Below are 13,927 nucleotides of genomic sequence, written 5' to 3'. Positions count from 1 at the left end.
TCATTTGTCCCCTTTGATCGCCCAGTAACCTGAACGAGGTGCCATCGCCTGAATAGTGTTTTCGCGCAAGTCAGCTGCTGCCTCGTTCGCGATAATGGTGCCGGACTGGAACTCGCTTGGCGGCGTCCACGCAAGCGTTTCATAGCCTAAATTGAACGCGCAGAGTACGTCCCCGTCATATGCGCGGCGAATGAAAGCAACAATGTCGTCAGGGGTGTCGAGCAACTCGCTTGCTCCGGCAACCATAGCAGGCAGCGTCCTGCGAAGATTGAGCAAATTACGTGTGTAACTTGCCACAGACCCGGGCTCGCCAGTCTGGAGATCAATCGCACGCTCAGCCTGCGCCGGATCAACTTTTAGCCATGTCCGGTTCGCGTTCGAAAAACCGGCTTGAGGCGCGTGCGCTGACCATGGCATCGGTGTGCGCGCGCCGTCGCGGCCCAGTGTATGCGGCCAATTGGTGATCGCTTCTGGATCTTGTAGATCGGCAAAGGCAACATGGCCTTGAGGGAGACCCAGTTCCTCACCCTGATAGATGATCGGATTGCCGCGCAAAGAAAGCAGCAGCAGCATGTTCAGCCGAGCGATCTGCTCGTAATCGTCATCGCCTGACCAGCGCGTTGTAGCGCGCGGTGCGTCGTGATTGGAGAATGCCCATGAGGGCCAGCCCTCCTCCGGCGTGCCATCCCAATTGGCAAGCGACTGCTTAACCCGCTCCGCCGTTAGGTCCGGCGCATAGAGAAAGTCGAAATTATAAGCGGAGTCGAGCCGTTTCCCATCCGCGGTGAACGCCTTCATTTCAGCCAGCGGATCAGGCCCGCCGACTTCGGCCACAGTGAAGCGGTTCGGATATTCCTCAATCGTCGCGCGGATGCGTTCCAGAAATGCTGGGATGTCATCATGCGACTGATTGAACTGTTTGATCTGCATGTCGAACGGCCGTGTCACTTGGCTCATTGGTACGCCAGAGGGCGGATTGTCGCGCATTTCTGGATCATGCATTGAGAAGTTCAATGCATCGAGGCGAAAGCCGTCCACCCCGCGATCGAGCCAGAACCGGGCGACATTGAGCAGCGCGGCTTTAACCTCTTCATTATGCACATTGAGATCAGGTTGGCTGGCGAGGAAATTATGCAGGTAATATTGTCTGCGCGGGCCATCCCATTGCCATGCCGACCCGCCAAACACCGACTGCCAGTTTGAAGGCGGTGAACCATCGGGCTTTGGATCAGCCCAGACATACCAATCCGATTTGGCATTGGTTTGATCTTGCCTGCTTTCCTTAAACCAGGCGTGCTGATCTGACGTATGCGAATAGACTTGATCGATGATCACCTTCAGGCCCAATTCGTGCGAGCGCTTGATGATCGCATCGAAATCATCGAAGTCGCCGAAGCTCGGATCGATCCCATAATAGTCGGAAATATCATAGCCGAAGTCTTCCATCGGCGAAGTGAAGAAGGGGGAGATCCATATCCCATCAACGCCCAGCGAGGCGACGTAGTCGAGGCCCTCTACAATGCCTCGAAGATCCCCGATGCCGTCAGCATTGGTGTCGCGGAAGCTGCGCGGATAGATCTGGTAAATGACCGCGCCGCGCCACCACTCTGATCGGCTGGCCGCCAGAGGACTTTTAATAACCTCAGAATCAGCGTTCATCGCGAAGCCTCGCTACCGCTTTGGCCTTTCAGCTCGCAAACAGCATAGCTGAGAGGTGCTAACTCGATTGTCACAGACCCAGGAGCTGAAACGGTCTCAGGACATGGGCCGGCGAGCGAATTAAGACTCCGCGACTTGTAATCAATCGGGATATTCTCGGTGATCGGATCCGTACTGGTGTTGAAAGCAAGCAGCACATGTTGCCCGCTGTCTGGGTCAAGTCTGGTGATCGCCAGAACACCTGGTTCATCCCGGTAAGCTCTCATCGTCTGCAAACCGCGGCGCAAAGCGGGGTTCGCTTGCCGCACAACCGCCAGCTCTGCGATAAGGCGGTACAGCGGATGCGCTGCATCGAAGTTGGCGTCTGCGGTGGTCGCGTCAGTGCCGATCAGATCGTTGTCGTTGTAACTGTCGGTGAGGCTGGGGAACATGTCCTCGCGCGCCGCCTGGTCATTACCATCACCAACAAAACCTTGCTCCGAGCCAGAGTAGATTGTGGGCGAGCCTCGTACTGTCATCATGACGGCATGCGCCAGTTTGACCCGCTGGAGCAGCTCCTCTTGAGAAATCTCAGGGTTGGCGTCGCGCACGAAGGTAGCAAAGCGACCCACATCATGATTGCCGAGAAAGGTAGGAGTTGAAATCGCGGTTTCCTCGCCGCCTTCATAAAGGACATCGCCGTCAAACAGTTCGGCAAGGACAACTGTCCCTTTCTTTCGGCCGACTACCTCAACCATGGCTGCCTGGAATGCAAAATCGAGGACTGTCGGCAGTTTGTCGCGGCGGGTATATTGCGCAATGTAGCCATTGTCCGGCCCATCGCGATACACTTCGCCAAAAATATGGAAGTTCGGAATGCCCTCTTCCTCTGCGATTTCCAGCATCGCTGGGACGAAAGTCTGCCAGAACTCGGGATTTACGTGCCGCGCGGTGTCAATCCGGAAGCCGTCAATGCCAGCATCGCGGATCCAGTTCCCATAAATTTCGATCATACCATCAAGCACGCGTGGATTCTCGGTGTAGAGATCATCGAGGCCGACGAAATCACCAAACCGGCTGTTTTCACCACGAAAAGTCGTATCACCGCGATTGTGATAGTAGATAGGGTCATTCAGCCATGCGGGAACTTTTACGTCGCGCTCCGCCTCTGGGACGAGCGGAGTGTAGGCGTAGCCGGGGTTGGTCAGCTTGGCGAAGTTCTCCTCTGTGCGAATTTCGTCTCCGAGGAAACCCTCATTGATCGGCTCGCCATCAAGGCCCAATCGCCGTGAATAGGGGAAGTCGCCTTTGCTGCGATAGCCATATCCAGTCGCATTGCCTTCCTCATACCTGATCACATCGGCAGTGTGATTGGTGATGATGTCCATATAGACTTTTATGCCGCGAGCGTGGGCCGCATCGACGAAGCTCTTAAACTCCTCATTGGTCCCAAAATGCGGATCGATGCTGGTAAAGTCGGTCACCCAATAGCCGTGGTAGCCCGCGCTTTCCTGACCCGCGGCGCCTTGCACTGGCTTGTTCTCAAAGATGGGCGCGAACCAGATCGCAGTGACGCCCATGCCTTCGATGTAGTCGAGCTTTGCAGTCAATCCGGCGAGATCACCGCCGTGGTAGAAGCCTTTGTGAGTCGGATCGTAGCCATGATCGAGCGGACCGCCATCGAGACCCCCGCGATCATTGGAGCGGTCACCATTAGCAAACCGGTCAGGGAGAACGAAGTAGACGACCTCATCCTCTGGCAGGCGGTCGCGCAAGGTGGTTTCCGCCTCAGGCTTCTCCTTCATCGCCCATGCACCGCCAGCAATTCCGGATAGCGCAAGTAGGCACGGCAGCCAGATTCGTCTCATAAACATCACCTCCCACGACCTGATTGCCATCGAAAATCGAAATTTGCAAATCTTTGTACAAATTTTCGACGATTGAAGTTTCGGAGATAATATAGCTATATTTCAATATATTGAGAAATAAACGATACGATAATGTCAGAAATATCGTCTATAAATGAGATAGTTTCTTGCAAAAATTTGCATAAGCGGCAGACTACGTCGCAGCAGCGATAAGAGAAATACGCTGGCGCGGATTGCCTAGCAATGTGTGCGATACGCTTTCGCAACGTACAAAGTGCGGGCCGGGCTGGAGAGGGATAGACATAATGACTGGCGTAGCAATAGACGCAGGAACGCCCAATTCGGGCCGCAAACCCGCGATGGATCCAGCGCAAATCTGGAACATGAGCTTTGGCTTTCTGGGCATCCAGATTGGTTTTGACCTGCAAAATGGCAATGTCAGCCGGATATTCCAGACGCTCGGCGCTGAGGTAAACGAGCTTGCGATCTTGTGGATTGCCGCGCCCATGACTGGGCTTATCATTCAGCCGATCATTGGCCATCTTTCAGACAACACCTGGGGCAAGTTTGGGCGGCGGCGGCCGTACTTTCTGATCGGTGCGATCCTCGCCAGCCTCGCCCTGTTCATCATGCCAAACTCGCCTACCTTGTGGATTGCGGCAGGCATGCTGTGGATCATGGACGCTTCGCTCAACATCACGATGGAGCCATTTCGCGCCTTTGTCGGTGACAATTTACCCGACAGGCAGCGAACGCGCGGATACGCCATGCAGAGTTTCTTTATCGGCGTTGGTGCGGTGATAGCGGGCGCGCTCCCATGGGTGATGACCAATTGGATGGGGCTGAGCAATGTAGCACCCGCGGGCGAAATCCCGGAAACGGTGCAATGGGCATTCTACATCGGCGGTGCGGCGCTCTTTGCGGCGGTCTGTTGGACGGTATTCAAGACCAAGGAATACAGCCCGGAAGAGCTCGCTGGTTTTGAGGCGGCCCGGCATGAGGCGCTGGGCGTTGATCCAGTTGACACTACTGATACGCGCCGGAGCGCTGGCCAGTTCCAGACAGGCGGGCTTGTCTGGATCGTCATTGGTGCCGCGTTCGCTGCGTTGGTATTGCTGGGGCGCGGTGATCCCAGACCAGCCTTGCTTGGTGATATTGAGATTGCTCAGGAGCTTTATGTTCTCGCCGGGTTGATCGCTGCGTTCGGTGTGATCCAATTGGTCGCAGGGTTGCTGCGCAAAGGAGGCAGGGACGAGAACGGCTTTATGGAAGTTGTGAATGATCTGTTCGCTATGCCCAAGACCATGCGGCAGCTCGCTGTAGTCCAATTTTTCAGCTGGTTCGCGATGTTCTCCATGTGGATTTACGGTACTCCTGCGGTGGCAGAATATCACTTTGCCTCGCCCGATCCGGTGACCCAGGGCTATCAAGATGCGGCGGACTGGTGGAGCCTACTTGGGTCAGTTCGCAATGGGATCGCGGCGGCGGCGGCGCTGGCCTTTATCGTGATCGCAGCCAAGATGGACCGCTGCCGGCTTCACGCGCTGAATCTGGCAATTGGTGCAGCAGGGTTTGCGGCCATGATACTGATCCGCGATCCAGCGCTTTTGTGGGTGCCGATGGTCGCGGTGGGCATCGCCTGGGCTTCAATCGTGTCGCTTCCCTATGCGATCCTTGCAGGCTCCGTGCCTGCGCGGAAAATGGGCATTTATATGGGCATTTTCAACATCTTCATCGTGGTTCCTCAGCTAATTGCTGCGACGCTTCTTGGCTTCTTGCTGACCACATTTTTCGATGGCGCGCCAATCTACGCGATGGCGATTTCGGCGGTGTCATTCGTGCTGGCGGCAGTAGCGACATTCTTTGTGACCGACGGGACGACAGCAATGATAGAGCGTCAGCAGGCCAAGCTCGCGGAGGCGTCATGATGCGCCGCTTTGGGATCGCAGCATGTGCTTCTCTGGCCCTTGCACTTTCTGGGTGCGACGGACTGGGAGGCGGCGGGACATCGTATGAGCCGCAGCCTTATGTCCAGTTTGAGAATGCTGAATGGACGCGCGATGCGGTCATTTATCAGCTCAACACGCGCCAATTTACGGAGGCCGGCACATTCGCAGCGGCGCAGGAGCAGCTGCCCCGCCTCGCTGAAATGGGGGTCGATATTGTCTGGCTGATGCCGATCCACCCTATTGGCGAGGTCAACCGCAAGGGTAGTATGGGCAGTCCTTACGCGGTCAAAGACTACCGCGCGGTCAACCCAGACCTTGGTACGGAAGAGGAGTTTCGCGCCTTCGTCGATACGGCGCATGAGCTTGGCCTGAAAGTCATTCTCGATTGGGTCGCGAACCATTCGGCGTGGGACAATCCGCTGACGGTTGAGCACCCAGATTGGTATTCGCGCACACCGGAGGGCGAGCTTACTCCGCCGGAAGGGACCGATTGGGTCGATACGGTCGACTTTGATTACTCCAATCCCGAACTGCGCGAGTATATGACTGGCAGCCTCACCTATTGGGTGCGCGAGTTTGGCATTGATGGCTACCGCGCGGATGTGGCCGGATACGTTCCGCTCGACTTCTGGGAGACGGCGCGCGCCGAGCTGGAAGCTATCAAGCCGGTCTTCATGCTGGCAGAATGGCAAACCCGCGATCTTCACGCTCGTTCGTTCGACGCGACATACGCTTGGGGCTGGAAAGAGGCGATGCAGGAGCTTGTCAGCAATGGCGGCGGCGCGGGCGCCGTGCGCGGATATTACTTGGCGCAGAAAACGACATGGCCGCACGCCGCTTACCGCATGACTTACACGGACAATCATGATCAGAACTCATGGGACGGGGTTGCGTCCGAAATATATGGTCCAGCCTATGAGGCGGCCATCGCGCTGAGCTTTGTTGGGCCTGGAATACCGCTCATATACAATGGTCAAGAGGCTGATCTTGAACGGCAACTCGCCTTCTTTGAGAAGGATCAGATTGACTGGAAGGAAGGTCAGTATGACGCCCTTTTCCGCCAATTGATTGCACTGAAGACTAAAGAGAAGGCGCTTTGGAATGGTAGTCACGGCGCGCCCTTGACTGAAGTGCCGAGTGACAGCAGCGATGACGTGCTGTCCTTCCTGAGAGGGGAGGGTGATGATCGCGTGCTTGCGGTCTTCAACCTATCGCCACGCCCGCAAACAGTCTCACTCGAGTTGGAACGGCACTATGGTTTCTACACGGATGCCATCTCAGGCAATGCTGGGGCGTTTGACGATGACACGCTCGTGCAATTGCCCCCTTGGGGCTATCGCATCTGGACGGCTGAGAAGAACAGCGCGCTTTAAGGCTGCATAATCGTTAGCGTCTGACCAGCTGTGACACTTGGCTCGATTGTTTCGCTTCCATCCGGCCATATAATCCTGAGACCAGCCTCAGTGTTCGGACCCATGCCAAAGATCTGATCAGTCGAATTATGCGAGGTGAAGTTGCTGTTCACCGCCACCATGCGGGTTTGAGTGGTCTCCGCGATGCTCAGCTCAATGATAGCGCCAACCGCATATGTGTTGGGAGCTTTGCCGCGCAGACGAAGCTTGATCGCGTTCGCTCCGCTCAGCTGGTTTTCCCAGTAATAGGCTGAGCCGGTCGGTTCTGCGGTGAGCAGTAAGGCGTCAACATCGCCATCATTGTCAAAGTCATCGCAGACCACGCCGCGACCCTGATCGGTTTCCGCAATTCCCGAGGGCGTAGCTGCATCAGTGAAAGTTCCGTCGCCGCCGCTCATCCAGAGCCTTGTTACATCGTTCACATAGTTTGACGCGGTCGGATCCTTACCCGCTTCCCAGCCATTGGTCTGATAGATGTCGAGCCAGCCATCGCCGTTGAAGTCAGCGAAGCATGATCCCCAACCCCAGCCGCCCGGCTCTACGCCGGAGGCAGCATTGCGGGCAAAGCTGCCATCGCCCGCATTTTCAAACAAACGGTTGCCGTTGATCGAGGAGACGAACCAGTCGAAATCGCCATCATTGTCGAAGTCACCAATCGCGGCGCCCATGCCGTTTTCATCGTCGGGCGTGAAGTTTGCCGAGGCAAATGTGCCATTACCATTGTTGATGAGCACGCGCGAGCCGCGGAAATCGGAAACCATGAGAATGTCGAGGTCACCGTCTCCGTCAATATCGGCAAAGCCCGGTGCGAATGTGTAATCGTAATTGGGGCCGAGCACGCCTTGCGGCAGGTCAAACGCCAGCAGGCCCGCGACCCCGCTCGTCACGCTGGCTGGCGTGAAAGACATTGATCCCGTCGTGCTGTCATTGCGCCAGAGCGTCTCAGTCTCGCCCGGAACGACCGGATCCCGCGGAGTGCCCCAATGTGCCAGCAGCACATCGAGATCACCGTCGCCATCATAGTCGCCGAGCGCCATGGAAATGGTCTGCTCAGAACTCGCAAGGTCGAAGCCCGACCCGGCGGTCACATCGCTAAATCTTCCGCTGCCGTCATTGGCGAAGAGCTTCATCGGGCCGCCTTCCAACCCTCCCAGAAGGAGGTCGAGATCGCCGTCCCCATCGAGATCGCCCAATGTCGGCCCGCTGTGCCGGCCATTGGTTGTGGCGCTTTGGGTGAAGGCCACTCCAGCCGCCGCCGCGCTTTCGGTGAAGGTCCCGCCTTCATTGATGTAGAGCAGGTTCGGGCCAAGATCGCCGCGCGCGATGAAGACGTCGATATCGCCGTCATTGTCGATGTCGCCAGCCGCTGCGCCGCCCGCAAATTGCGCAACCATGGGGTTAAGGCCAGCCGAAAAGCCGAAGGTGTGACCAAAGCCCAATGCGGCGGTCTGATTGGAGAAGCTGGTGATCGCTCCGGCAGGTAGAGTGGTGGACGCAATGGGTGGAGCAGGTGCGGGAGCCGAGGTGCTTCCACCAGAAACCGGAGCTGCGCTTGACGGGCTCGAACTGTCACCCCCGCCGCACGCCGTAAGAGCAGCGGCGAAGGTGAGGGCGCTTGCCCAAGCGGAATGGCGTTGCAATGGCATTTTGATCCTTCTCCCGATACTTCATTCTCATTTTTGCACAAAATTGCAAAGAATTATCTTGAGTAAATCTCAGACAGAATGTCTAATGTCATCGTAAAGAGAGAAATATTGCAGAAATTTGCAAACACTGAAATTCGGCGTGTTTGTAGAACCTCTGGGGAGAATTTGCATGCTGCGTTTAGGGTTCAAACTTGCCGCGTTTATCGCGCTCGCACTGGCCGCCGCGGTCCCGCTAAGGGCAGAGACGCTCACCGCCGTGTCTCCAGACGGAGCCATTGCACTGACGGTGAGCGATGAGGCTGGGCATGCATCCTATAGCATTACCTATGCTGGCGAGGAGGCGGTTGCGACATCGCGGCTGGGCATGCTTTTCCGCGATCATCACGGGTTTGAGCGTGACCTTGCCATCTCTGCTTCAAGCGAGGCATCACATGATGACACTTGGGAGCAGCCCTGGGGCGAGCGCCGTGTGGTGCGCGACCAGCATAATGAACTCGCGGTTACCTTTGCGGCGAAGTCTGGCCCGGCGCGCGAAATCACGGTGCGTTTTCGCGTGTTCGATACCGGCGTTGGCTTTCGCTATGAGCTGAGCGAACAGGCCGCGTTTCAGGGGCCGATTGCGATTACCGACGAGTTGACGCAATTCGCCATCGGGGCGGATGCTGATGCATGGTGGACGCCGAGCCGCCAGTTCAATCGCTACGAGTACATCTATCGTACGGGCACGGCAGGTGTCGTGGATGATGCTCATACGCCCGTGACTTTCCGCCAGCAAAACGGCCTGCACATCAGCATTCATGAGGCGGCCTTGGTGGATTACTCGGCCATGTCGCTACTTGCGCTGCGTCCGGGAAGTTTCGAAGCGCAGCTTCGCCCCGGTTCGGACGGGGTAAAAGTGCATACCACGGCGCCTTTCAATTCGCCTTGGCGGACCATTCAAATCGCGCCTGATGCGGCGGGGCTGATCAATTCCGACATCATTCTCAACCTCAATGAACCGAACAAGCTGGGTGATGTTTCATGGGTGGAGCCGGGCAAATATATCGGTATCTGGTGGGCCATGCACATCAATGAGCGCACATGGGGCAACGACGGCATCCATGGCGCCAACAATGAAGATGTGAAGCGCTATATCGACTTTGCTGCCGAGCACGGCTTTTCTGGGGTGTTGGTCGAGGGGTGGAACATTGGCTGGGATGGCGATTGGTTCAACAATGGCGAGCTGTTTGATTTCACGCAAAGCTATCCAGACTTCGATCTGCCAATGCTTGGTGAGTATGCGGCTGAGCGCGGTGTGCGTATCATCGGGCACCACGAAACATCCGGCAATGTCGCCAATTACGAGGCGCAGATGGAAGACGCTTTCGCGCTTTATGCAGCCAATGGCGTGCGCGAGGTGAAGACCGGTTATGTCGCCGATGCAGGCGATATCGTGCGCTATGATGAAGACGGCGTGCTCCAATATGAATGGCATGATAGCCAATTCATGGTCGGCCATCATTTGCGCGCGGTGAAGGCAGCGGCAGAGCAGAAAATTTCGATCAACGCGCATGAGCCGGTCAAGGATACTGGCCTGCGCCGGACTTACCCCAATTGGATGACCCGTGAGGGTGCACGGGGCATGGAGTTCAACGCCTGGGGCACGCCGCCCAATCCGACGGAGCACATCTCAATTCTCGCCTATACGCGGATGCTGTCGGGGCCGATGGATTACACCCCCGGCATCTTTGACCTGCGCCCAAATGAGCGGCCTCCGGTGCGCGAAGATATGCAGCGTGGCGATCCGTCCAACCGTCCGCAAACGACGCTGGCAAAACAGCTCGCGCTCTATGTTGTTCTCTACTCACCGCTGCAAATGGCGGCTGATTTGCCTGAGAATTACGAGGCGCGCATGGACGCCTTCCAATTCATCAAGGACGTGCCGGCTGACTGGGAAGAAAGCGTCGCGATCGCGGGCGAAGTTGGCGAGTATGTTGTGATCGCACGGCAAGAACGAGGCGGAAATGACTGGTTCCTAGGAGCGGTAACGGACGGCACGTCGCGCGAAGTATCAGTCGACCTGTCCTTCCTCGAAGAAGGCGAGATCTACTCCGCGCAAGTTTACCGTGATGGCGCAGAGGCGCACTGGGACACAGCGCCCTATGCGATTGTGATTGAAGAAAAAACTGTTCGCGGCGGCGAGGCTCTAACTCTCAAAATGGCATCTTCCGGTGGGACTGCGATCCGCTTTATCCCGGCGCGATAAGGGCCGTTAAAGCGATTGCAAATGGGCGATGATCTCGGCCTCGCTGACGACATCTGCATATTTCGCGTTCATGTCGAAGAGGTTGGCCTCATGCGGGTCTTCATGGCGGTCGCCCACAGCTTCTCGCACGACCGTTGTGATGAAGCCATGCGACATGGAATCAACACAGGATGCGCGCACGCACCCGCTGGTCGTAAGGCCTGTCAGTATAACATGATCAACGCCCAAAGCGGTCAGCGTAGATGCGAGTGAAGTCCCGAAAAATGCGCTCGGATACTGCTTGGAGATGATCAGCTCATTCTCGGTTGGCTCCAAGCCTTCTGGCCATGCGCCCATTGGGTTTCCAGCTAGGAAATAGCGTAGGGGCTTAGCTTTCTCGAAGAAGCGCCCGCCGTCGATTGCCTTTGGGTGATAGACAACATTGGTCAGGATGACTGGCAGTTCTGCAGCATGTGCCGCCTCGCGAACGCGCAGGGCGGAGGCTAGTGTATCATCAACCCCCGCATAAAGATCGCACTCGGGGTCGAAGTAACCCTGGATAAAGTCAATAAGGACAAGGGCGGGCTTCTTTCCAAAACCCGCCTTTTGCCCGTAGGCCTTAGCGTAATTATCTTCGAGCCCGGTCATGCGGTGGTTCTAATATTTGAAACCAATCTCAATACCAACCAGACGCCGAGCTCCCGGCGAAATGAACGATCCGCCAAACTCAATCGCAGGAATGACCTCGTTGAGATATTCTCTATTCAGGACGTTATCAGCGAAAACAAAGGCGCTGAAGTCACCGAATTCCACGCCAGCTCTCACATCAAGCACGCCGAACGCGTCGCGGCGAGCAACGCTGTAGTCTGCATCGCCAACAAAAGCCGGCAGTGCCAATGCTGAACCGGGCAGAAGGCCAGAAAACAAGGTAGGAGCCACTTGGTCTTGGACGGAATGGAACCACGTGGGGCCCGTGATCCGATAGTCAGCACGTGCGATGAGATCGACCCGGTCGCTCATCGGCACATCAATCTCTGAGCCGAGATTTATCGTGTAATCGGCGGTGTAGGGCGACTTATTGCCGACCGTGGACGGCCGCGAGCTATTTGCCTTGATTTCGCTCTCGGTGACATTGATCGACGCGAAGAAGTTCCATCCTTCTACCACTTTTGCGGTGGTGTTGAGCTCGACGCCGTAAACATCGACGTCATCGATATTGGAGACCACGCGCAGCAGGCCAAAGCCGCCTACAAAAAACTCGAAGAACTGCATGTCTTCAATGTTGGTGTAATAACCTGCGAGATCGAAGGTTATTGCGCCATCTGCCAGCACGCCTTTTATGCCTGCTTCAAACGCCGAGGAAACTTCCTTGTCATATTGATCATTTATCGTCACTTCGGAGCCGATGAATTGCACGAAATTGGCATCAACGACAGCGGCAGAGCCCTGATTGTTGAAGCCGCCAGACTTGAAGCCAATGCCCCAGTTTGCGTAGAAATTGAGATCGGGGGTTGGCTGCCAGCTCAGGCTGACTTTGGGCTGCAATTGTTTGAACGTCGCATCAACCGGGGTGAGGGCACCAAAGGCTTGCCCCGGATTGATCGGGCCACCAGTGAATGGATCAGTCGCGTTGGGTACGAGCGATTCAGAGGAACGGTCTTCAATGTCATAACGCAGCGCGAGCCCGGCGGTGAAATCGCCTGTCTGATATTCTGCATTGCCGAATGCCGCATAGACACTGGTGTCGAAAGCATCCGCGACGAGCAGCGATGTGGGGTTGGAAGAATCTGGGCCGTTGAACAGCTCGCGGCTGACGCCAGCGCCTGTATCTGCGCCGATGCTGACGCCAGTTTCCCGGTCAATGTTGAGATAATAGGCGCCGATTTGCCAAGAGAGCGGCCCGCCATCATTGGAGGCTAGGCGAATCTCCGCGCTAATATCCGACTGCTTGCGGATCTGAAGCTGTGTGCCGTCACACGTCGTGGGGCTGTATGCGCCGAAGGTGGATCCATCGGCAGGTGAGAAGATGAAGGGAACCGGTATCTGCCCGATGAAGCCTGGCTGATTGACAGGAAAGCCCGTTAGCTGCGCAGTGGACGCAAAGCAGCTGTCGACCGCTCCCTGCGCGGCCGGATCGACTGCCGATATGAAGCGCGCAAAATCTGCCGATGTGCCGTCAGCGGTCAGGCTTTGATCTACATCAGAATAGAGCGCCCACGCGGTCAGGAGCGTGGAGCCGAAGTCGTGCTCGATCTTTGCTGACACGTCGAAGGAGTCTTGCTCATTGGTCGGGCGGATATTCCCGTAATAGCGGAACTCATGCTCGTTCACGTCCTCAAAGAACGCCGGGTTTGCACCGGCGAAATTGGGCAGATGGAATGAGGAGTTAAAGTTGATTGAAGCGCCATCAAGCTTGGAATAGCGCGCCTTTACGTCCAGCTCTGTATCAGGGCCAAGGTCGGCGACGACGCGCCCATCGATTGACCAGACCTCTTGATCATCAACGACGTCATCATTGAGAAACTCGTTGAAGAAGAAGCCGTCGGTTTTGCGGTAGAAGCCGGAAACCAATGCGCCAATGCCTTCTGCAATGGGGCCAGCGATGTGGGCGGTTGCCTCAAGCGTGTTTTCATTGGCATAAGATGCGCGCACGCCGCCTTCCAGAACGTCGCCTGGCTTGAGCGTCTGTAACACAATCGCACCTGCTGCCGCGTTGCGACCATAGAGTGCGCCTTGCGGACCCTTGAGGATTTCAACTTGCCGGAGCGTTCCTTGATTCTGGTTCAGTTGTGCGGTGTTCGTCTTGAGGATGCCATCGACAACCAAGGCTACCGAGCTTTCCGCATCGCGCGCGCCGTTGATGCCGCGGATGTTGATCTGGGTATCGCCTGCTTCCGCGGTCCCAGTAACGATGGTAACGCCTGAGGTTAGCTGCGCGAAGTCTTCGGCATTATTCGCGCCGGTTTTCTCCAGAGCATCAGCGGTCAGTACAGACACCGAGGCGGGTACATCTTGTAAACGTTCGTTTTGGCGCCGCGCCGTGACGATGATAGCATTGTCCGATGCTGCGTCGGTCACGGCTGCTGCTGTGCTCGCATCTTGCGCGAAAGCTGGTGTGGCCAATGCCGGAAGCGCTGCGATAGAAGCCAGCAGCCAAATTTTAGACGAACGCATAATCTAGTTCTCCCCG

At 56.5% G+C, this 13,927-nt stretch carries 8 protein-coding genes; 3 read left to right on the top strand and 5 right to left on the bottom strand.

Going from position 1 to position 13,927, the window contains the following annotated elements; genetic code table 11:
* Positions 1-1,659, bottom strand: coding sequence for an alpha-amylase family glycosyl hydrolase (locus ACFCXQ_RS13935; RefSeq protein WP_379551600.1), 1,659 nt, complete (start codon positions 1,657-1,659; stop codon positions 1-3).
* The gene (locus tag ACFCXQ_RS13930) at positions 1,656-3,506 is read right to left on the bottom strand and encodes an alpha-amylase family glycosyl hydrolase (protein WP_379551598.1); all 1,851 of its coding nucleotides are present in this window, start codon (positions 3,504-3,506) and stop codon (positions 1,656-1,658) included. The genes ACFCXQ_RS13935 and ACFCXQ_RS13930 overlap by 4 nt, the downstream gene beginning before the upstream one ends.
* 305 nt (positions 3,507-3,811) lie before the next feature.
* On the opposite strand from ACFCXQ_RS13930, the gene ACFCXQ_RS13925 reads away from it, so the two are divergent.
* On the top strand, positions 3,812-5,434 hold the full coding sequence (locus ACFCXQ_RS13925; protein WP_379551596.1) for an MFS transporter: 1,623 nt from the start codon (positions 3,812-3,814) through the stop codon (positions 5,432-5,434).
* The gene (locus ACFCXQ_RS13920; RefSeq protein WP_379551594.1) at positions 5,431-6,828 is read left to right on the top strand and encodes an alpha-amylase family glycosyl hydrolase; all 1,398 of its coding nucleotides are present in this window, start codon (positions 5,431-5,433) and stop codon (positions 6,826-6,828) included. Before ACFCXQ_RS13925 ends, ACFCXQ_RS13920 begins: the two co-directional genes overlap by 4 nt.
* Here ACFCXQ_RS13920 and ACFCXQ_RS13915 read toward each other — a convergent pair.
* Positions 6,825-8,513 carry a CRTAC1 family protein gene (locus tag ACFCXQ_RS13915; RefSeq protein ID WP_379551592.1) on the bottom strand — a complete coding sequence of 563 codons (1,689 nt, stop codon included), beginning with the start codon at positions 8,511-8,513 and terminating at the stop codon, positions 6,825-6,827. The genes ACFCXQ_RS13920 and ACFCXQ_RS13915 overlap by 4 nt on opposite strands.
* Positions 8,514-8,682: 169 nt before the next feature.
* On the opposite strand from ACFCXQ_RS13915, the gene ACFCXQ_RS13910 reads away from it, so the two are divergent.
* A complete protein-coding gene (locus ACFCXQ_RS13910) occupies positions 8,683-10,758 on the top strand; it encodes a glycoside hydrolase family 97 protein (protein WP_379551590.1) in 2,076 nt (691 codons plus the stop codon).
* 6 nt (positions 10,759-10,764) lie between these two features.
* On the opposite strand, the gene ACFCXQ_RS13905 is transcribed toward ACFCXQ_RS13910, so the two are convergent.
* On the bottom strand, positions 10,765-11,385 hold the full coding sequence (locus ACFCXQ_RS13905; RefSeq protein ID WP_379551588.1) for an isochorismatase family protein: 621 nt from the start codon (positions 11,383-11,385) through the stop codon (positions 10,765-10,767).
* Between the two features lie 9 nt (positions 11,386-11,394).
* Positions 11,395-13,911 (bottom strand): TonB-dependent receptor, encoded by a 2,517-nt coding sequence (locus ACFCXQ_RS13900; RefSeq protein ID WP_379551586.1) that lies wholly within the window; start codon positions 13,909-13,911, stop codon positions 11,395-11,397.
* Positions 13,912-13,927 lie beyond the last annotated feature (16 nt).

Origin of the sequence: Qipengyuania rhodophyticola, from assembly GCF_042493225.1 — a bacterium.
Classification (GTDB): domain Bacteria; phylum Pseudomonadota; class Alphaproteobacteria; order Sphingomonadales; family Sphingomonadaceae; genus Erythrobacter.
Note: the sequence above shows the minus strand (reverse complement) of the source record. Positions and strands in the feature narration are given on the sequence as shown.

Excerpts from the sequence above, each read along its gene's own strand:
- ACFCXQ_RS13935 (WP_379551600.1), bottom strand. The coding sequence starts at position 1,659 with ATGAACGCTGATTCTGAGGTTATTAAAAGTCCTCTGGCGGCCAGCCGA.
- ACFCXQ_RS13930 (WP_379551598.1), bottom strand. The coding sequence starts at position 3,506 with ATGAGACGAATCTGGCTGCCGTGCCTACTTGCGCTATCCGGAATTGCT.
- ACFCXQ_RS13925 (WP_379551596.1), top strand. The coding sequence starts at position 3,812 with ATGACTGGCGTAGCAATAGACGCAGGAACGCCCAATTCGGGCCGCAAA.
- ACFCXQ_RS13920 (WP_379551594.1), top strand. The coding sequence starts at position 5,431 with ATGATGCGCCGCTTTGGGATCGCAGCATGTGCTTCTCTGGCCCTTGCA.
- ACFCXQ_RS13915 (WP_379551592.1), bottom strand. The coding sequence starts at position 8,513 with ATGCCATTGCAACGCCATTCCGCTTGGGCAAGCGCCCTCACCTTCGCC.
- ACFCXQ_RS13910 (WP_379551590.1), top strand. The coding sequence starts at position 8,683 with ATGCTGCGTTTAGGGTTCAAACTTGCCGCGTTTATCGCGCTCGCACTG.
- ACFCXQ_RS13905 (WP_379551588.1), bottom strand. The coding sequence starts at position 11,385 with ATGACCGGGCTCGAAGATAATTACGCTAAGGCCTACGGGCAAAAGGCG.
- ACFCXQ_RS13900 (WP_379551586.1), bottom strand. The coding sequence starts at position 13,911 with ATGCGTTCGTCTAAAATTTGGCTGCTGGCTTCTATCGCAGCGCTTCCG.